The 17,327-nt window shown below is 41.5% G+C and carries 18 protein-coding genes and 1 tRNA gene; 12 read left to right on the plus strand and 7 right to left on the minus strand.

Annotated elements, in window-relative coordinates; all coding sequences use genetic code 11:
* Nucleotides 1–4: 4 nt before the first annotated feature.
* Both FLP08_RS02095 and FLP08_RS02100 read right to left on the minus strand, forming a co-directional pair.
* Nucleotides 5–1,312 (minus strand): ABC1 kinase family protein, encoded by a 1,308-nt coding sequence (locus FLP08_RS02095; protein WP_156273555.1) that lies wholly within the window; start codon nucleotides 1,310–1,312, stop codon nucleotides 5–7.
* Nucleotides 1,313–1,331: 19 nt separating this feature from the next.
* Nucleotides 1,332–2,003, minus strand: coding sequence for a TetR/AcrR family transcriptional regulator (locus FLP08_RS02100; RefSeq protein ID WP_156273557.1), 672 nt, complete (start codon nucleotides 2,001–2,003; stop codon nucleotides 1,332–1,334).
* A gap of 214 nt (nucleotides 2,004–2,217) precedes the next feature.
* Between FLP08_RS02100 and htpG the strand changes: the two genes are divergently transcribed.
* Complete coding sequence (htpG, locus tag FLP08_RS02105; protein ID WP_156273559.1) at nucleotides 2,218–4,104, plus strand: molecular chaperone HtpG; 1,887 nt, start codon at nucleotides 2,218–2,220, stop codon at nucleotides 4,102–4,104.
* Nucleotides 4,105–4,200: 96 nt separating this feature from the next.
* On the plus strand, nucleotides 4,201–5,016 hold the full coding sequence (locus tag FLP08_RS02110; RefSeq protein WP_156273561.1) for a DUF6503 family protein: 816 nt from the start codon (nucleotides 4,201–4,203) through the stop codon (nucleotides 5,014–5,016).
* Here FLP08_RS02110 and FLP08_RS02115 read toward each other — a convergent pair whose 3' ends face one another.
* On the minus strand, nucleotides 5,017–7,257 hold the full coding sequence (locus tag FLP08_RS02115) for a tetratricopeptide repeat-containing hybrid sensor histidine kinase/response regulator (RefSeq protein ID WP_156273563.1): 2,241 nt from the start codon (nucleotides 7,255–7,257) through the stop codon (nucleotides 5,017–5,019).
* A 146-nt stretch (nucleotides 7,258–7,403) separates the two neighbouring features.
* Here FLP08_RS02115 and FLP08_RS02120 point away from each other — a divergent pair, with 146 nt between their 5' ends.
* Together FLP08_RS02120 and FLP08_RS02125 are read left to right on the plus strand one after the other, a co-directional pair.
* On the plus strand, nucleotides 7,404–7,763 hold the full coding sequence (locus FLP08_RS02120; RefSeq protein WP_156273565.1) for a DoxX family protein: 360 nt from the start codon (nucleotides 7,404–7,406) through the stop codon (nucleotides 7,761–7,763).
* A gap of 4 nt (nucleotides 7,764–7,767) precedes the next feature.
* Nucleotides 7,768–8,352, plus strand: a complete 585-nt coding sequence (locus FLP08_RS02125; protein ID WP_156273567.1) for an alpha-ketoglutarate-dependent dioxygenase AlkB family protein — start codon at nucleotides 7,768–7,770, stop codon at nucleotides 8,350–8,352.
* Here the strand turns inward: FLP08_RS02125 and FLP08_RS02130 are convergent.
* Nucleotides 8,349–9,149, minus strand: a complete 801-nt coding sequence (locus FLP08_RS02130) for a S1/P1 nuclease (protein WP_156273569.1) — start codon at nucleotides 9,147–9,149, stop codon at nucleotides 8,349–8,351. The two genes, FLP08_RS02125 and FLP08_RS02130, sit on opposite strands and share 4 nt — an antisense overlap.
* A gap of 123 nt (nucleotides 9,150–9,272) precedes the next feature.
* Between FLP08_RS02130 and FLP08_RS02135 the strand changes: the two genes are divergently transcribed.
* The 8 genes from FLP08_RS02135 (at nucleotide 9,273) to mqo (ending at nucleotide 16,290) form a co-directional block, all read left to right on the plus strand.
* Nucleotides 9,273–10,133, plus strand: a complete 861-nt coding sequence (locus FLP08_RS02135; RefSeq protein ID WP_156273571.1) for an SPFH domain-containing protein — start codon at nucleotides 9,273–9,275, stop codon at nucleotides 10,131–10,133.
* Between the two features lie 3 nt (nucleotides 10,134–10,136).
* Complete coding sequence (locus FLP08_RS02140; protein ID WP_156273573.1) at nucleotides 10,137–10,619, plus strand: hypothetical protein; 483 nt, start codon at nucleotides 10,137–10,139, stop codon at nucleotides 10,617–10,619.
* A complete protein-coding gene (locus tag FLP08_RS02145) occupies nucleotides 10,616–11,551 on the plus strand; it encodes an alpha/beta hydrolase family protein (protein WP_156273575.1) in 936 nt (311 codons plus the stop codon). Before FLP08_RS02140 ends, FLP08_RS02145 begins: the two co-directional genes overlap by 4 nt.
* A gap of 3 nt (nucleotides 11,552–11,554) precedes the next feature.
* On the plus strand, nucleotides 11,555–11,725 hold the full coding sequence (locus FLP08_RS02150) for a type II toxin-antitoxin system antitoxin (protein ID WP_156273577.1): 171 nt from the start codon (nucleotides 11,555–11,557) through the stop codon (nucleotides 11,723–11,725).
* Nucleotides 11,725–12,534, plus strand: a complete 810-nt coding sequence (locus tag FLP08_RS02155) for an HAD family hydrolase (protein WP_156273579.1) — start codon at nucleotides 11,725–11,727, stop codon at nucleotides 12,532–12,534. Before FLP08_RS02150 ends, FLP08_RS02155 begins: the two co-directional genes overlap by 1 nt.
* 66 nt (nucleotides 12,535–12,600) lie before the next feature.
* Nucleotides 12,601–13,866, plus strand: a complete 1,266-nt coding sequence (locus tag FLP08_RS02160; protein WP_156273581.1) for a DUF819 family protein — start codon at nucleotides 12,601–12,603, stop codon at nucleotides 13,864–13,866.
* A 55-nt stretch (nucleotides 13,867–13,921) separates the two neighbouring features.
* Nucleotides 13,922–14,671: a DUF4369 domain-containing protein gene (locus tag FLP08_RS02165; RefSeq protein WP_156273583.1), complete on the plus strand. Its 750-nt coding sequence runs from the start codon at nucleotides 13,922–13,924 to the stop codon at nucleotides 14,669–14,671.
* Between the two features lie 122 nt (nucleotides 14,672–14,793).
* On the plus strand, nucleotides 14,794–16,290 hold the full coding sequence (gene mqo / locus FLP08_RS02170) for a malate dehydrogenase (quinone) (RefSeq protein ID WP_156273585.1): 1,497 nt from the start codon (nucleotides 14,794–14,796) through the stop codon (nucleotides 16,288–16,290).
* A 173-nt stretch (nucleotides 16,291–16,463) separates the two neighbouring features.
* Here the strand turns inward: mqo and FLP08_RS02175 are convergent.
* The 3 genes from FLP08_RS02175 to FLP08_RS02185 all read right to left on the minus strand — a co-directional run bounded on the left by FLP08_RS02175 (nucleotide 16,464) and on the right by FLP08_RS02185 (nucleotide 17,327).
* Nucleotides 16,464–16,537: transfer RNA gene (locus FLP08_RS02175), tRNA-Thr, on the minus strand.
* A gap of 6 nt (nucleotides 16,538–16,543) precedes the next feature.
* Nucleotides 16,544–16,810 carry a hypothetical protein gene (locus FLP08_RS02180; RefSeq protein WP_156273587.1) on the minus strand — a complete coding sequence of 89 codons (267 nt, stop codon included), beginning with the start codon at nucleotides 16,808–16,810 and terminating at the stop codon, nucleotides 16,544–16,546.
* Between the two features lie 64 nt (nucleotides 16,811–16,874).
* Nucleotides 16,875–17,327: a peroxiredoxin gene (locus tag FLP08_RS02185; protein ID WP_156273589.1), complete on the minus strand. Its 453-nt coding sequence runs from the start codon at nucleotides 17,325–17,327 to the stop codon at nucleotides 16,875–16,877.

The following is a 17,327-nucleotide window of genomic DNA, read 5'->3' on the forward strand; positions in this document are numbered from 1 at the left end:
ACCATTAGAGATACACTCTAAAATTTTCTATTTCTACTTTCGCTTTAAGATCATGTAATAGATTGTAAAGGCCAAAAAAGGTCCTACTCATATAGAGAAAGTGTCTGCTTCCCCTATTTCCATTCATTCTTCGTAATTCAGGGTCCTTAGAATATTTTTCGCTTAGTTCAGTAAGATGTTTCCAAAATTTCTCGTCGGTAAAGTCAAACCTTTCAGATTGAAACGGTGTCGAAAACATGGTGAACATCTCGTGAAACATTTCAGAAAAGAATTCTTTTTCTTTTTCAGAATCATTCTCGTTGAGAATTTCCAGCTCGTAAAGCCTTTGATAAAAGAATTCCTTATTGTTTAAATTTTCTCTATTTGTTAAAGAGAAATAAGGTTCATAAAAATCCTGGGGGATCTGTTTGATACACCCAAAATCTATTGTTATAAGGTTATGGTCCTTATCTACCAGAAAATTGCCGGGATGTGGATCTGCATGTACCTGTTTTAAGCCATGTATCTGGAACATGTAAAAATCCCACAAAGCCTGACCCACTTTGTTTGCCAGCTCCTCGTCTTCGTTCTGCCTGGCAAATTCACTCAGATGGATCCCGTCCATCCAATCCATCGTAATAATTCGTTCACTCGAAAGTTCTTCGTAATATTTCGGAAATTTTAGATTCGGAATATGTGCACAGGCTTCAGAAATTTCCTTGCTCTGCTTTACTTCTAGCACATAATCTGTTTCTTCCAGCAATTTACCTTCAACTTCCTTGAAATACTTTTCAGAATCTTTCGCCTGTAGATTGAACATCTTTAAGGCAATTGGCTTTACCATCGCCAGATCTGAACTGATACTATCTGCAACCCCCGGATATTGGATTTTCACAGCAAGTTTTTTCCCTTCTTTTGTCGCTTTATGCACCTGACCGATGCTGGCGGCATTTACCGACTGGGTTGCAAATGTATCGTATAAGTCTTCAGGATATTCTCCATGGTATTTTTTAAAAGTCTTACGTACCAAAGGGGCAGACAGTGGCGGCACACTAAATTGCGCCAGGCTAAATTTCTCTACATATGCTCCAGGAAGAAGATTCTTCTCCATGGAAAGCATTTGGGCGACCTTTAAGGCGCTACCTTTCAGGCTTTTCAGACCGTCATAAATATCGGTAGCATTATCTTCATCCAGCTCATCTCTGGTCAACTCGGGATTAAAGGCTTTTTTACCATAATATTTCAGGTAATTGCCACCTATTTTCACCCCGGTAGATACCAGCTTTCCGGTTCTGCCTAATTTGCCTGTTGGTATGCTATCTATGGTTTTCATCTATCTTTCTTCTTTAGGCTTAGGCCATTCTTTCTTTCCATAGAAATTTGCCAAAATCGACCACTCTTTCTAATGGGGTATTATCGAATACGTCAAAGACCGTATTTACAGATTTTTCTATCGCCACATCGGTACTTTCAAAGGCTGCGGAATTATCGTCCATCCAGAATTTTAGCAGGAACAGGAACTGTACCCACACACCTTCAGAAAATAACATTTCATTCTGCTGAAAGACCTTTAAGGATTTTTCCCTGTTATTATCTGCTATAAGTTCTTTCCCGAAGTTCTTCATTCTTTTCCTAAGTGTCTTAAGCTGGTCCATGGTCTTTAGGGACTGCCCATGCTCATTTAAAGTGTACAATACGTAACTGCGGTTGGCAGTGAGAACTTCAAAAAATGTGTAGAAGAAAGTGAGCAGCTTTTCACGGTTAGAGAAAGTAGCATACTCTTTAGATTTCTCCATTACTTCAGTACTATTGTCAAAGAACTTTTCCCAGATCGCTTTTCTTAATCCTTCAAAGCTTCCGAAAAATTTATAGAAGTCAGCTTCGGTTAGACCATTATCCTTGGTGAACTTGTAAACACTCTTAGGAGTTTTCTCATGTTCCAGAACATGGTCCATATAAATAGCGATGAGCCTATCTGCATTTGGTTTTTCCTTCACTTTACTATTTCCTGTCTTCTTCGCCATAATTTTAATTTCTATTTCAAAAATACAACATTTGTTCAAGTTTTTTCCATAAACTTTAAACAAAACTTTGTTAAATATTTACTAGGTTTTTTGGAATCAGGGTTTTAGACGACATGCCCGCCATTTAATTACAGTAAGTGTCAGTTTGACAGCAATTCACTAATGGTATTTTTTTTGAAATCAGAAATGCGAATCAAAATTTAAAATCATACCTATGGCAACCGGAAAAATAAATGTATCTGTTGAAAACATTTTTCCGCTCATCAAGAAGTTTTTATACAGTGATCATGAAATCTTTTTGAGGGAGCTTATATCAAATGCAACCGATGCAACTCTTAAACTCAAGCACCTAAGCAGTCTTGGGGAAGCGAATGTAGAATATGGTAACCCGACCATCGAAGTGAAGATCGATGAGAAGAACAAGACCCTTCATATTATCGACCAGGGGATCGGGATGACCAAGGAGGAAGTTGAAAAATACATCAACGAAGTAGCTTTCTCTGGCGCTGAAGAATTTTTACATAAATATAAGGATTCCGCTAAAGACAGCGGGATCATTGGTCATTTTGGTCTTGGTTTCTACTCTGCCTTTATGGTAGCTAACAAAGTAGAGATCATCACCAAATCTCATAAAGACGAACCAGCGGCTCACTGGGTTTGTGAAGGTACCACCGAATTCAAACTTGAAGAAGCTGATAAAAAGGAACATGGTACCGAAGTTATTCTTCATATAAATGAAGATGACAAGGAATTCCTTGAAGAGAATCGCATTCAGGAATTACTGGTGAAGTATAACAAGTTCATGCCTATCCCGATCAAGTTCGGAACCAAGGAAGAAACACTTCCCCTTCCTGAGGATGCACCTGAAGATGCCAAGCCGGAAACAAAAACCGTTGATAACATCATCAACAACCCAAACCCGGCCTGGACCAAGCAGCCAACAGATCTTGAAGAAAAGGATTATAACGACTTCTACCGCGAATTGTATCCTATGCAGTTCGAGGAGCCGTTATTCCATATTCACCTTAATGTAGATTATCCGTTCAACCTTACCGGGATCCTTTATTTCCCAAGGATGGCGCAGGATATGAACATTCAAAAGGATAAAATTCAGCTTTACCAGAACCAGGTTTTTGTAACCGATAATGTGGAAGGTATAGTTCCTGAATTCCTTACCATGCTTCGCGGGGTGATCGATTCTCCGGATATCCCGTTGAACGTTTCAAGATCATACCTTCAGGCAGATGGTGCTGTTAAAAAGATCTCTAGCTATATCACACGAAAAGTGGCAGATAAGCTGAAGAGTCTTTTCAACAATAACAGGGAAGATTTCGAGAAGAAGTGGAACGACATCAAGATCGTGATTGAATACGGTATGCTAACCGAAGACAAGTTCTTCGAAAAAGCTGACAAATTTGCGCTGTACCCAACTACAGATGGTGACTATTACACTTACGAGGAGCTGGAAAAAGCGATCAAGGAAAACCAGACCGATAAAGACGGAAATATGGTGATCCTTTATGCTTCTAACGAAAATGAGCAGCATAGCTATATCGAAGCAGCCAAAGACAAAGGATACAAAGTACTTCTGTTGGATTCGCCAATCGTATCTCACCTGCTTCAAAAGCTGGAAACTTCTAAAGAGAAGATCTCTTTTGTACGTGTAGATTCAGATCACGTAGATAACCTTATTAAAAAGGATGACGAAAAGATCTCTAAACTTTCAGATGAAGAGAAAGAGAAGCTTAAAGCAGATTTTGAAAAGGTGATCCCTTCAGAAAAGTATACCATACAGATGGAAGCGATGGACAGCAATGCTGCGCCATTGATCATCACCCAGCCAGAATTCATGCGTAGAATGAAAGAAATGCAGCAAACCGGCGGTGGTGGAAGGTTTGGTATGGGCAATATGCCAGAGATTTATAACCTGGTTGTGAATACCAACCACGACCTCATCAATACCATTCTTAACACCAAAACCGAGAAGAAACAGCAGCGTCTAATCAAGCAATCCTTAGACCTGGCCAGATTATCTCAGAACCTTCTTAAAGGTGAGGAATTAACTGCCTTTATCAAGAGAAGTTTTGATATGGTAAAATAAACCTTATTCGATATTTGAATGCCAACCGCTTTCCTTCGGGGAAGCGGTTTTTTATTTGATGTACATTCTTTTCGTACTTTTAAAAAAATTCCAGCAATGAAAAAATTAAGTTTCCTTTTCGCCTTCTTGTTAATTATAAGCTGTAAACAGAATACTTCTGAAGAGCAAATACCGGTGGAACCAGATAACGGTATCGGCGATGGGGCCACTCCCCCGAAAGTTTTCTCTTTTTCTGAAAATATAGAGGAAGCACATAACAAGGCGGCTTTCATGAACCAACCGGCCGTGGCCTTTGATATCAACCTGAAATTTGGCGGCCAGACCCGTCTGGAGGGAAGGGTGACCATGACCACCAATTCCACGAAAGTGCGGGTAGATAAAGCCGACGGTTCCTCGATCATTTATGACGGTGAAAAAGTATTTATGAGCCCGGATACTTCTGAAGCTAAGGGAGCGAGATTCGACATTTTCACCTGGCAGTATTTCTTTGCCATGCCTTTTAAACTTACCGATCCAGGTACGGTTTGGGAAGAACAGCAACCAAAGATGCTGGACAGTATAAGCTATGATACGGCAAAACTTAGTTTTAAATCAAATATTGGTGACTCTCCAGACGACTGGTATGTTGTTTATAAGGACCAAGAAACCAACAGACTAAAGGCAGCAGCCTATATTGTCACCTTCAGCAAGGAAAAAGAAAAAGCGGAAGAAGATCCGCACGCGATCGTTTATTCAGATTTTAAGTCTGTAGAAAATGTAGATATCGCTACCAAATGGAGTTTCCACAACTGGAATTCTGAGGATGGATTTGGCGAAAAACTAGGCGAGGCGACCATCTCGAACATCAGGTTCTTCGACCCTAAGAAAGATTATTTCAAGGCGCCTGAAAAAGCCCAGGAGGTGACGAAATAATTATAATTCTTCGGTATACTCGTTAAGGCTAAGATTCTTGTAAACGATCTGGTAGAACTGCTGTACATCATAAGGTTTGATGATAATGCCGCTCATCCCGGCAGCCTGAATCTCTTCCCTGATCTCCTCTACTTCAACCGCAGTAAGGGCTAGGACAGGAATATGCTGGTCGAATTTCCTGATCTCTTTAGTAGCTTCCAGGCCTGAAATTCCTGGCATATTCACATCCATCAAAACAAGGTCATAATTTCCATTCTGTACCAGGTCAATGGCGGTTTGCCCATCCCCCGCTACCTCGCATTCGAAATCCTTCTTTTCCAGTATTCGTTTGGTCACCACCTGGTTGATACGGTTATCGTCCACGATTAGAATCCTCTTCCTATCCTCATTATGCAATGACTTGAATTCCTCTTCAGGTTTTTCGATCTCCTTTTTAGAGGTATCGACTTTGAATAGGATCGAGAAACTAAAAGTGGAACCTTTACCCTCTTCACTTTCCAGATTTATTTTAGACCTGAAAAGTTTAAGCAGCCTTTTTACAATGGGCAAACCAAGTCCTGTGCCCTGGTAATTGTAATTGGAATTACTTAGCTGTGAGAATTCTTCGAAGATCACTTTCTTCTTGCTTTCCGGAATTCCCGGGCCATCATCCTTAATTTCAAAATAGATCTTGGAGGTTTCGGCTTCACTGTCTATTTGGCGGGCAATGATATGGATATTTCCCCTTTCGGTAAATTTGGTCGCATTCCCAACAAGGTTCATTAGAACCTGTGAAAGCCTAACGGAATCACCTATCAGGTAGGCCGGGATACTTTCATCGATATCCAGGTGTATCTTGTTCCTGTTCTGCACCCTGGTGAACTCGAAACTATTAACGATGCTATTCATAAGGTCACGCAGGTTGAAAGAAACATTTTCGAGCTTCACCTCATTAGATTCCATTTTATTCATCTGCAAGACATCGTTAATGAGCGCCAGCAGGTAATCTGCAGAAAATTTCAGGGATTTAAGATCGCTTTTGTGCTTGTCCAGGCTCTTATCCTCAAGAAGAAGCGAAGTAAGGCCTATCACTCCATAAAGTGGGGTTCTTATTTCGTGGCTTACCGTACTAAAAAATCTTGTTTTAAGTAAGGAAAGCTTTTCAGCTTCAACCTTGGCATCGCGATACTGAACGTTCTTATGCTTTAGCTTTTCGATCAGGTTTTGACGGTCGCGGTTCACCTTATATAGAAAGACCAGGATAAAGATCATCCCGATGGAAGAAAAAACCATAACCACTACTTTTTCCTTGGATTTCTGGATGATATCGTTCTGGTATTTCTGTTCCTTCTCGGCAATTAAAAGGTCCTTTTTATACTGGTTGAGATTAAACCTGGCATTAGCGATCTCTGTTTGTTTTAGTTTCTCCTTTTCAAAAACCTGTTCATTATAATCGATGTATTTTTGCTGAGCCTCGTAAGCCTTTTTATAATCACCTTTTTGGGCCAACATTTTTGAATATTCCCGGTAAGTATCTGCTGCAAGCAATATAGCGCTATCCTTTTCCACCATTCTTAGAGAGGTTTCAAAATAGTACCTGGCGGTATCATATTCTTTTTCCTGGCTGAAATACCGGCCATGCAGCATATAAATTTGGGAGTATAAATATTCTTTATATTCCTTATCTAAAGAATCAGTCACCTCTGTAGAATCAAGTAATTCAAGGGAGTTATGAATATAGGGATATGCTTTTTTATGCTGCCCAAGATCCAGGTAAGTCCAGCCAATATTTGTCCTGGGAGTAATCACATCTAAAGGAGATCCAACCTTTTTTGCTTCTTTGATAGCCTCATTATAAAATGAAATACCTTTATAAGTAGTTTGCGGTATCTCTGAATATACATTCCCCAGGTTATTATAGGCATGCATGAGCAAGGTATCGTTCTTACTCAGGTAGGCATATTCCAGACCAAGTGTATAATTTTTCCGAGCACGTGCACTATCCTTTTTATCTGTATAAATATGTCCTAGAAAGTTATATCCCTTAGAGATATAATAATGGTTTTTAAGGTCTTTAGCCTTTGTAAGCAAAGAGTGGGTAATATCTATAGCCTGCTCATAATGATAATTATCGACTTCATTAATAAGACTATCCAGCAACTCTTCCAATTCTTTTTCAATGTAGGAATCATCGGCTTGAGCTCTAGACGAATTACAGATAAATAGGCACAGGAGAAATAAAAGAAAATAATTTTTCTTCAACAGCAGGTTAGTTTAATTTAGTTAGATTCAGGGCGTTGAAATTACTCTATTTTAAGAATTTACACAACAAAAATCTGTTTTATGAACCTTTTTAACAAATTTCGTCATACCATATTTTCTCTTATCTTCATCAAAAATTGATCTTTATGATATACCCCTGGCATCTTTATTTAATGGCTTTTATGTATATAATCGCCGGAATCTTCCATTTTTTGAAACCCGCCATGTACATGAGGATCATGCCGCGCTACCTCCCGGCGCATAAGAGCCTGGTTTATTTAAGCGGCCTGGCCGAGATCATACTGGGAGTTTCGTTGCTATTCCCTGAAACTAAAGACTTGGCGATCTACGGGATCATACTTATGCTTACTATTTTCCTTTTGGTACATTTTTACATGCTTTCAGGCAAAAAGGCCGCCGCAGGCATTCCCAGGTGGATTTTAATCGTAAGAATACCCTTACAGTTCTTTTTGATGTGGTGGGCCTGGTTCTATTTGAAATTTTAAGACCATGAAAAAGCAGAGCATAGATCTTAAGGACGGGCAAATAGAATACTATCCCACTTTTTTTGATCCCACTACGGCCGATGATTACCTGGAAAAATTACTTGACCTTAGCCAGTGGAAACAGGAGAAGATAAAACTATTTGGCAGGGAGATCCTGCAGCCACGACTCACTGCTCTTTTTGGAGAGGACGGCAAAAGTTATAGATATTCTGGCCTGGAAATGCACCCGCAACCATTCCCTCCTGAGCTGGAGGAGGTAAGGAGAAAATGCGAAAAATACAGCGATACCAGCTTTAATGTATGCCTGGCCAATTTATACCGGGATGGTGCCGATAGCATGGGATGGCATGCCGATGACGAAAAGGAACTCGGCAAAAACCCAGTTATCGCTTCCGTAAGCCTGGGAGCCGAAAGGATCTTTCATTTAAAACATAAAATAGACAAAACTGCCAGGCATAAAATAAGGCTGCAACATGGCAGCCTTTTAATCATGAAAGGTTCAACCCAGGAATTCTGGAAACATCAGCTTCCCAAAACAAAAAAAGTCTCTGAACCCAGGATCAACCTAACCTATAGAAAGATCTATTAAGAATCTGAACTTTCTTCCGCGTAAATTTCATTCAGGATTTTTGCCAGGCGAATCCCTCCTTTTTGCAATTGGTTCAATACGGTAGGCATATGTTCGTACATGTAGGAGTAACCTAGTTTTTCGCCGTTCTGAACCCCGGCATAAAGATCTTCAGCCATTTCCCTGGATTCGTAAACCCAATCCAGCAGCTTGCCTTTTTTAATTTCTTTGATCTCTTTCTTGGAAAGATCTTTGGTATTTATTGCAAGTTCGGTATAGCTCATCTGGTAAAAATTGATCATCTCACTATCCCATACCCTGTGGATATTAGAACCGTCATTAAACCATCTTACCTGAATATCGTTACCACCCTTATCTTCGGCATGCCCGGTGTGAAAAGGCTGATGAAGGTCTCCTACAAAATGCACCAGCATCTTCAAATAAAACTCCTTTTGTTCCTTGGAGGTTTCCTTATCTTTTAATGCGGCCACACATTTCCTGATTGCCTGAACCAGGTCTCCCTTTTTACTTGCCTCTTCGATCTTATACTTATCAGCTTCCGGAGAAATATTTACATAATGCCAGGGACCATATTTTCTGTATTCAGGATCGCTTTTAATATCATCTGCGTAATTTGCCACGAACGCCAGGCCGTATCCTCCCAGCAATTCATCTATAGCTTCTTTAGCATTTTCGGTTAAATGTTTTTCTGCGATCTCAGCCGTTGCGCGGTGCCCGGTTTTACCCCAATCACCTTCAGATGCGAAGCTAAAAACCGAAACCAGCAAGAAGGCGGCTGTAAACAAGATATTCTTCATTATTTAAAATATTTGCGGCAAATATAAGGAAGCCAGAAAAAAATAACTGTTAAGAATAAAGAAGATTAAAATTTAATATTATATATTTATGATATCATTTTAATATCAGAAACTAATTCAATCATGACACAAGAAAAAACCATAAAGGCATTTAACGGCTACGTGATGCTTTTCGTCTTCCTCATTCTAGCTATAGGAAGTATCGTTGCGGTCTTAAATACCGCCAATCCCCTCTGGGCAATAGCATTTTTTATTGCAATCCTTATTCTGCCGGGCTTAATACTGGTAAATCCAAATGAATCACGAGTCCTTCTCTTATTTGGGGATTATAAAGGAACCGTAAAACAGAACGGTTTATTCTGGGTGAACCCATTCTACACCAAAAAGAAAATTTCATTAAGGGCAAGGAACTTCGACAGTGAACGGCTAAAGGTAAATGACAAACTGGGGAACCCGGTCATGATAAGCACGATCCTTGTCTGGAGGGTAATGGATACTTTCAAGGCTTCTTTTGACGTAGATGATTTTGAAAATTTTGTAGTGGTACAAACAGATGCGGCAGTTAGAAAACTCGCCAGTATGTATCCTTATGATAATTTTGCAGACGAAGGCCTGGACGAGGATATCACTTTAAGATCGAGTATGAACGAGGTAAGCGATGCCCTGGAAAAAGAACTTGAAGAAAGACTGGATATCGCGGGGATAGAAGTACTGGAAGCCAGGATCGGGTACCTTGCTTACGCTAATGAGATCGCCAGTGCCATGTTGAAAAGACAACAGGCAACTGCTATTGTCGCGGCCAGGCATAAGATAGTTGAAGGTGCAGTAAGTATGGTAGAAATGGCGCTAGATGAATTGAGCCGTAAGGAACTGGTAGACCTGGATTCTGAAAGGCGGGCCGCCATGGTTAGTAACCTGATGGTTGTGCTGTGCGGGGATCGAGATGCCACCCCGGTAGTGAATGCCGGAACTCTCAATCATTAAAAGATGAGGATATTCAAGGAAGAACAGGCCTTCCGGCAATGGTGGATTATTTTGGTCCTGGGGAGCACCCTAGTCGTTACTTCTATCCCGCTAATCAACAGTTTAGGTGATAACAGCAGCGGAAGCACCAACCTTCTCGGTTTATGCCTGGTATTGCTAATTATTGTCCTTTTCTGGGTGATAAGGTTAAAAACGAAAATCGATGCCCGCGGGATAAGGGCAGAGTTCAGGCCATTAAAAGTCTTTAAAAGACAATATAAATGGGAGAAGATTGAAGATTGCTATGTCCGCCAGTATCTGCCAGTACAGGAATATGGTGGCTGGGGAATTCGAGGTTTCGGAAAAGCCAAGGCTTACAATGTTTCCGGAAATATGGGCATACAGATCATCACAAAGGATAATGAAAAATTCCTGATCGGCACCAATAAGCCGGAAAAAGCACAAAAAGTAATTGCCCGTTATCGGGAAAAATTTAAAACAGCATGAGAAATATACTATTTGCCTTCCTGATCTTACTCATCTCTCAGGGAAGTTTTGCCCAGGAAGAATATATGGAAGAAGACCTGAAGATCGATCAGTTTACTGAAGGCACACTCACCTCTCCCACAACCGGCGAGGCTAAAAGCCTGGTCATATTTGTCCAGGGATCTGGTCCAACCGACAGAAATGGGAACCAGGCCCTGATGAAGAACGACGGGATGAAAAAGATTGCCAGGGAACTTGCAGCTAACGGCATAGCCAGTTACAGATTCGACAAGCGAATCTTTAAGATGAACGAGTTAAATATCAAGGAGGAAGACCTGAGGTTCGAAGACCTGGTAAATGATGTGGAGAAAATCCTGAATTATTTTGAGGAGCGGGACACTTATAATGAGCTCGTGATCGCGGGACACAGTCAGGGCTCCCTGGTTGGAATGCTGGCGGCCAGGGAAAAAGCCGATGCCTACATCTCTCTTGCTGGGGCAGCCCAGCCCATAGACAATGTTATCGTAGAGCAGATCGATAAAATGGCTCCGCAATTAACAGAAAATGCCAGGACCGCTTTCAATGAAATAAGGGAAAATGGCCAAACGACCAATTACAGCCCTATGCTCGAAAATATCTTTAAACCATCGGTTCAGCCTTATATGCAAAGCTGGATGAAATACGATCCTGCCGAAGAGATCGAAAAATTAGATATTCCTGTCTTGATCATCAATGGAACTTCAGATATTCAGGTAGAGGTCAAAGAAGCAGAAATGCTCAAAAACGCCGGACCAGATTCCCGGCTGGAGATCGTTGAAAATATGAACCATATTTTCAGGGAAATAAAAACCGATGACAGACTCGTGAACACAAAATCTTATAACGAACCTAACCTGCCTTTACACCCGCAATTGATCCCGATAATCACTGATTTTATCAAAGAACTTGAGTAAATTATGGGCAAGAAAAAAGCATTCGCCTTAAGAGTAGATGAAGATATGCTAAAAGCTATCGAGAAGTGGGCTTCAGACGAGTTTAGAAGTACCAACGGGCAGATTGAATGGATGCTGAATAACGCGCTGAAACAGGCAAAAAGACACCCTAAAAACCAAAAGAAGGAAGAATAATGTTCAAAATAATTTTTTCAGATATAGACGGAACCCTGCTGAATGCCGAGAGAGACCTGTCTGAATACACCATTAAAACCATAAAAAAACTAAACAACTCTAACATTCCCTTTATCCTGATCTCTTCCCGGATGCCAGCAGCCATGAGGCATCTTCAGAAAAAAATGGATATAGAGCACCTGCCTTTGATAAGTTATAACGGCGGACTCATTATTGCCGACGGCAAAACCACCAGTTCCACCGAAATTCCTCTGGAGATCCTGGAAGATCTTCATGATTACAACCTCGATCATGATGTTCATCTTAGCTTGTTCCATAATGATGAATGGTACGTGCCACGCGACGATTTCTGGACTAGGAGGGAGATCAACAACACCAAAGTACAACCGGAATTCCATGAAAATAAGGTGGTGATCCAAAAATGGAAAGAAGAGGAAAAGGGAGCTCACAAGATCATGGCCATGGGCGAAGAAGAAAAGATCGATAGCATTTTTAGTTTCCTGAAAAATAAATACCCCGAGCAGCTTCACCTCTATCGTTCCAAACCAACCTATATCGAAATAGCTCCTAAGGCTATTTCTAAACTTACTGCCGTGAACCACCTGCTCGAAAATCATTTTAAGATCCCGTTATCCCAGAGCATGGCTTTTGGAGATAACTATAATGATATCGAGATGCTACGCGGCGTGGGCATGGGGATCGCCGTAGGTAATGCCAAGCCCGAAGTGCTTGAAGTCGCTCACATGGTAACTGCTCCCGGCAAGGAAGACGGTGTGGCCAAAAGTATTTCTGACCTGCTAAAAATATAAGTCGCTGCTTACCTGATTCTGGAAATAATAAAAATTGTATTTTGCCGGCAACCTAGTTAAAAATTTATGGAAGAATCTACCTTGTTCACCAACGACGCGATTGTCTTTGGTTTGTTAATGCTTGCTCTCGGCTTTGTTTTTTACACCTCATCCCAAAAAGAAGGTTTCTGGAGTAAATTCTATAAAGTGGTACCGGCGCTTTTGATGTGCTATTTGATCCCTGCCATTTTCAATTCCCTGGGCTGGATAGATGATGAAACTTCCCAATTATATTTTGTGGCCAGCAGGTATTTGCTACCGGCCGCACTGGTCCTTATGACCCTAAGTATAGATCTCAAAGCCATTTTTAACCTTGGCCCAAAAGCACTTATAATGTTCTTTGCCGGAACAATTGGGATCGTGCTGGGAGGTCCGGTCGCGATCTTGATCATGTCTATCATCTCCCCGGAAACCCTTGGCGGAGTTGGGCCCGATGCAATATGGAGAGGATTGTCTACCATTGCGGGTAGCTGGATTGGTGGTGGTGCGAACCAGGCTGCCATGCTGGAGATATATGAATACAATCCGGAACTTTATGGCGGGATGGTGCTTGTGGATATCGTGGTTGCCAATCTCTGGATGGCGATCGTCCTAATGGGAATTGGCAAAAATAATAGCATAGACAACTGGTTAAAAGCAGATAATTCGGCTATAGAAGACCTTAAGGTGAAGGTAAGCTCGTATGCTGAAAGCGTGGTGCGTAACCCTTCCCTGCCAGATTTCATGATCATGCTTGCCCTGGCCTTCGGCGCGGTAGGTCTTGCACATTGGGGCGCAGATGGAATGTCTGAATACCTGCTGGCAAACTTCGAGATCTTCAGCGATTCCAAAAGCGCCTTATCCTCCTTCTCCTCCCAGTTCTTCTGGATGATCACCATTGCCACCGCTATCGGGATAGGATTATCTTTCACAAAATTCAAATCTTACGAGGGAGCCGGAGCCAGTAAAATAGGAAGTATTTTCATCTATATCCTGGTGGCCACCATCGGTATGAAAATGGATCTTGGAAAGATCTTCGAAAATCCGGGACTTTTAGGAATAGGCCTTATCTGGATCCTTATTCACGTGATCGTACTTATAACTACCGCGAAATTAATAAAAGCGCCATATTTCTTCCTGGCGGTGGGTAGCCAGGCCAATGTAGGTGGTGCAGCTTCGGCCCCGGTGGTCGCAGCAGCCTTTCATCCTTCGCTAGCCACGGTAGGTGTATTGCTCGCCGTTTTTGGATATGTAGTGGGAACTTACGGCGCGATCCTGTGTACAATTTTAATGCAAATAGCTGCCGGTAGTTAGTAATAAATAGAAAAATATAAGATATTTGCGCTCCTTTAAAATCCGAATTCAAAACATGAAAAAACTAGCTCTTCTTTTAGTAATATTAATAAGCATAACTGCTTGTTCAGAAAAAGAAAGCAATCTAATTGTTAGTGGGGAGATCAAGGGCCTAAAAAAAGGGACCTTATTCCTTCAAAAGATCCAGGACACCATCCTGGTAAACGTTGATTCTGTAGTGGTAGATGGCGACCCGAACTTCACTATGGAAACTTATATTGAAAGCCCTCAGATCATGTACCTGTACCTGGAAAAGGTAGATAATAATCAGTACGACGACCGTATAGATTTTTTCGCAGACCAGGGAGAGGTGACCATCAATACCAAGCTTGAAAAGTTTGAAACCAGCGCGAAGATCGTAGGTTCTGTGAACCAAGAGAAATTGATGGAATATCGTAAAATGATCAACAGGTTCAATGACCAGAACCTTGAACTTATTAAGGAAAGTTTTGAAGCTGAAAAGGCTCAGGACGAGGAAAAACTGATGGAGATCGACCAGAAGTATGATAAACTTCTGAAAAGAAAATACCTGTATACCGTTAACTTCGCGATTAACAATAAAGACCATGAGATCGCTCCTTACCTGGCCCTTTCTGAAGTATTCGACGCCAATATCAAATATCTGGATACCATCTATACTTCTCTGGCTCCGAAAGTAAAGAAATCGAAATATGGCCAGGAGCTGAAGGATTTTCTTAAAGAGCGTAAAAAAGAAGAAAAACTGGAAGAAAAGGTAGAAAACCAGACTGCCAGCGAAAATTCATAAAAATCTTTGGAAAAATATCTTAAAGGAGCCAGTAGGCTCCTTTTTTGTTATAACATGTTCTTAGCTTTTTGTTAGCTGAAATTTGGGATTGGAATACTTAACTTGAGGCAAATCCAATTACTATGACGAACACCAATCGCGAATACGACCTAATTTGTGTTGGAGGCGGCATCATGAGCGCCACACTTGCCCTTATCCTGAAACTTTCCGCTCCGGAACTTAAGATCCTCATTCTGGAAAGGCTGGATAAAGTTGCGCAGGAAAGCACCAAAGCCTGGAACAATGCAGGAACAGGACATTCTGCCTTTTGCGAATTGAACTATACTCCGCAAGATGAAGATGGCAATGTAGATATCTCCAAGGCCATCGAAATATTCCAGCAATTTGAAAAATCCAAACAATTCTGGGCCTATCTGGTTAGCAAGGGACTTATCAAGGAGCCTGAGAGTTTTGTACACAGTATTCCGCACCACGCCTGGGTACGCGGAAAAAAGGATGTGGAATTCCTGAAAAACAGGTACGAGGCCATGAGCTCACATTTCATGTTCGAGCAAATGAAGTTTTCAGAAAAGCATTCAGATCTAAAGCAGTGGTTTCCACTCATCATGGAGAACAGGGATGCAAACGAAGCAATGGCGGCCACCAGGATGGAACTCGGCACAGGGGTGAATTTTGGTTCCCTCACCGAACAGTATTTTAAGATCCTGGAAGACAAATTTAAAGTCCCGGTATTAAGAAACAAGGAGGTACTGGATATAGATCCCGACGGCCCCGAGGACTGGACTGCCGAAGTTAAAGATCTTAAAACGGGAGAAAAGACCTATTACGATGCCAAACATGTTTTTATAGGCGCCGGTGGCGGAGCTCTTCCCCTACTGCAGAAAGTGGAAATAAAGGAAAAAGAAGGCTACGGCGGCTTTCCAGTTAGCGGGCAGTGGTTATTCTGCAAGAACAGGGAGATCATTGAAAAACATCATGCGAAGGTATATAGCAAGGCCGGGGTCGATGCTCCGCCGATGTCTGTTCCGCACCTGGATGCTAGGTTCATCAATGGAAAAAAGGAATTGTTGTTTGGGCCATTCGCCGGATTCAGTACAAAATTTCTCAAGGAAGGTTCTATCCTGGACCTGCCCAAATCCCTGCGCTTTAATAATCTTCCTTCTATGTGGGGAGTTTTCTGGCACAATCTACCGCTCACCTCCTATCTAATTGACCAGGTTCGAATGGGCCACGAAGACAGGGTTGAAGAACTGAAGGTATTTATAAAGGATGCGAAACCCGAAGACTGGGAACTTATGGTTGCCGGGCAGCGGGTACAGATCATAAAAAGAGACAAGGAAAAGGGAGGAATTCTTGAATTTGGTACTGATGTAGTACACAGCAAGGACGGAAAGATCACTGCTTTACTAGGTGCTTCCCCGGGAGCATCCACCGCTGTTCACATCATGCTGGAAGTATTAAAAATAGCCTTCCCGGAACGGCTGGAAAAATCGAGCACCCAGGAAAAACTGGCAGAGATGATCCCATTCTGGAACAGGGACGTACGGGAAGATGAGCAGGAATTTAAAAGAGTACAGGAAAGAACTTCAAAACATCTGAAACTAGAAGCATTACATTGATGCACGCGATTTAGTAAAAAAATAACCCCTTGGTCAAATAAAAAAGCCCCTTCTTTTGAAGAGGCTTTTTTTAAGCCGATAAAATTACTCCGTTCGCCTAGGCCCATGACAGGCTTTTAAATCCAAATTGATTCCATAAAAAAAACCTCCCAAAAAGGGAGGTTTTCATTAAGAGCCGATGGAGGGACTCGAACCCACGACCTGCTGATTACAAATCAGCTGCTCTAGCCAGCTGAGCTACATCGGCAACTTATTAAAGTGCGTTCAGTTTCTCGATCAAAGCCTTGGCCTTTTTCTCAAGATCTGCCTGAACAGCTTTAAAATGCTTTTGTTTGTTCTCTACATCACGACGATTGATCTCTCTAATCAATTCATCATAATCACTGATAGCCTCATCTACTATAGCCTCAGACTTCGCCGGGTCTTCTTTTGGATGAGCCATTTGGTGAATATAGGCAGCATCGATGATGTCTCCCATTACATAATTCACGTCCTTTTTAAGCAATCTTTTACTCGCCATTATCAAATAAATTTCGGCTGCGAATTTAAACTATTTTTCGAAATGTGGATGAAATTAAAGGAAATTAATGCTGATTTTTTTTCAGCACCGCTAGTGCCTCAGGCATATGCCTTTTGGCATTCATGTTATTGAAGTTGTGTAGCAGTTTTCCGTCCTTATCGAAAATAAAAGTTTCCCTTCCGGGAAGTAATCCCAAAAGATTCGGTTTTACCCCGAATTCATTCCGTGCTTTTTTATTCTGGTCTGAAAGAAATATATATGGCAGGTTATACCTATCGGCAAATTTGAAATGGGATTGCTCCGAATCACCACTTATCCCGATCACCTCAGCGCCCAGCTTTTTGAATTCTTCGTAACTATCCCTGAAACTACAGGCTTCTTTGGTACAACCGGGAGTAAAATCTTTTGGGTAAAAATAGACCACAAAGGCCTTTTTCCCTATCAGGTGATGGAATCTGAAGTTATTTCCATGCTGATCTTTTAGTTCCAGATCGGGTACTTTGTCTCCTATCTTCAT

This window comes from Christiangramia aestuarii (assembly GCF_009735585.1).
Taxonomy (GTDB): domain Bacteria; phylum Bacteroidota; class Bacteroidia; order Flavobacteriales; family Flavobacteriaceae; genus Christiangramia; species Christiangramia aestuarii.

What these genes read in the sequence shown, in the direction of transcription:
- FLP08_RS02095 (WP_156273555.1), bottom strand. Translation starts at nt 1,312, where the DNA reads ATGAAAACCATAGATAGCATACCAACAGGCAAATTAGGCAGAACCGGA.
- FLP08_RS02100 (WP_156273557.1), bottom strand. Translation starts at nt 2,003, where the DNA reads ATGGCGAAGAAGACAGGAAATAGTAAAGTGAAGGAAAAACCAAATGCA.
- htpG (WP_156273559.1), top strand. Translation starts at nt 2,218, where the DNA reads ATGGCAACCGGAAAAATAAATGTATCTGTTGAAAACATTTTTCCGCTC.
- FLP08_RS02110 (WP_156273561.1), top strand. Translation starts at nt 4,201, where the DNA reads ATGAAAAAATTAAGTTTCCTTTTCGCCTTCTTGTTAATTATAAGCTGT.
- FLP08_RS02120 (WP_156273565.1), top strand. Translation starts at nt 7,404, where the DNA reads ATGATATACCCCTGGCATCTTTATTTAATGGCTTTTATGTATATAATC.
- FLP08_RS02125 (WP_156273567.1), top strand. Translation starts at nt 7,768, where the DNA reads ATGAAAAAGCAGAGCATAGATCTTAAGGACGGGCAAATAGAATACTAT.
- FLP08_RS02130 (WP_156273569.1), bottom strand. Translation starts at nt 9,149, where the DNA reads ATGAAGAATATCTTGTTTACAGCCGCCTTCTTGCTGGTTTCGGTTTTT.
- FLP08_RS02135 (WP_156273571.1), top strand. Translation starts at nt 9,273, where the DNA reads ATGACACAAGAAAAAACCATAAAGGCATTTAACGGCTACGTGATGCTT.
- FLP08_RS02140 (WP_156273573.1), top strand. Translation starts at nt 10,137, where the DNA reads ATGAGGATATTCAAGGAAGAACAGGCCTTCCGGCAATGGTGGATTATT.
- FLP08_RS02145 (WP_156273575.1), top strand. Translation starts at nt 10,616, where the DNA reads ATGAGAAATATACTATTTGCCTTCCTGATCTTACTCATCTCTCAGGGA.
- FLP08_RS02150 (WP_156273577.1), top strand. Translation starts at nt 11,555, where the DNA reads ATGGGCAAGAAAAAAGCATTCGCCTTAAGAGTAGATGAAGATATGCTA.
- FLP08_RS02155 (WP_156273579.1), top strand. Translation starts at nt 11,725, where the DNA reads ATGTTCAAAATAATTTTTTCAGATATAGACGGAACCCTGCTGAATGCC.
- FLP08_RS02160 (WP_156273581.1), top strand. Translation starts at nt 12,601, where the DNA reads ATGGAAGAATCTACCTTGTTCACCAACGACGCGATTGTCTTTGGTTTG.
- FLP08_RS02165 (WP_156273583.1), top strand. Translation starts at nt 13,922, where the DNA reads ATGAAAAAACTAGCTCTTCTTTTAGTAATATTAATAAGCATAACTGCT.
- mqo (WP_156273585.1), top strand. Translation starts at nt 14,794, where the DNA reads ATGACGAACACCAATCGCGAATACGACCTAATTTGTGTTGGAGGCGGC.
- FLP08_RS02180 (WP_156273587.1), bottom strand. Translation starts at nt 16,810, where the DNA reads ATGGCGAGTAAAAGATTGCTTAAAAAGGACGTGAATTATGTAATGGGA.
- FLP08_RS02185 (WP_156273589.1), bottom strand. Translation starts at nt 17,327, where the DNA reads ATGAAGATAGGAGACAAAGTACCCGATCTGGAACTAAAAGATCAGCAT.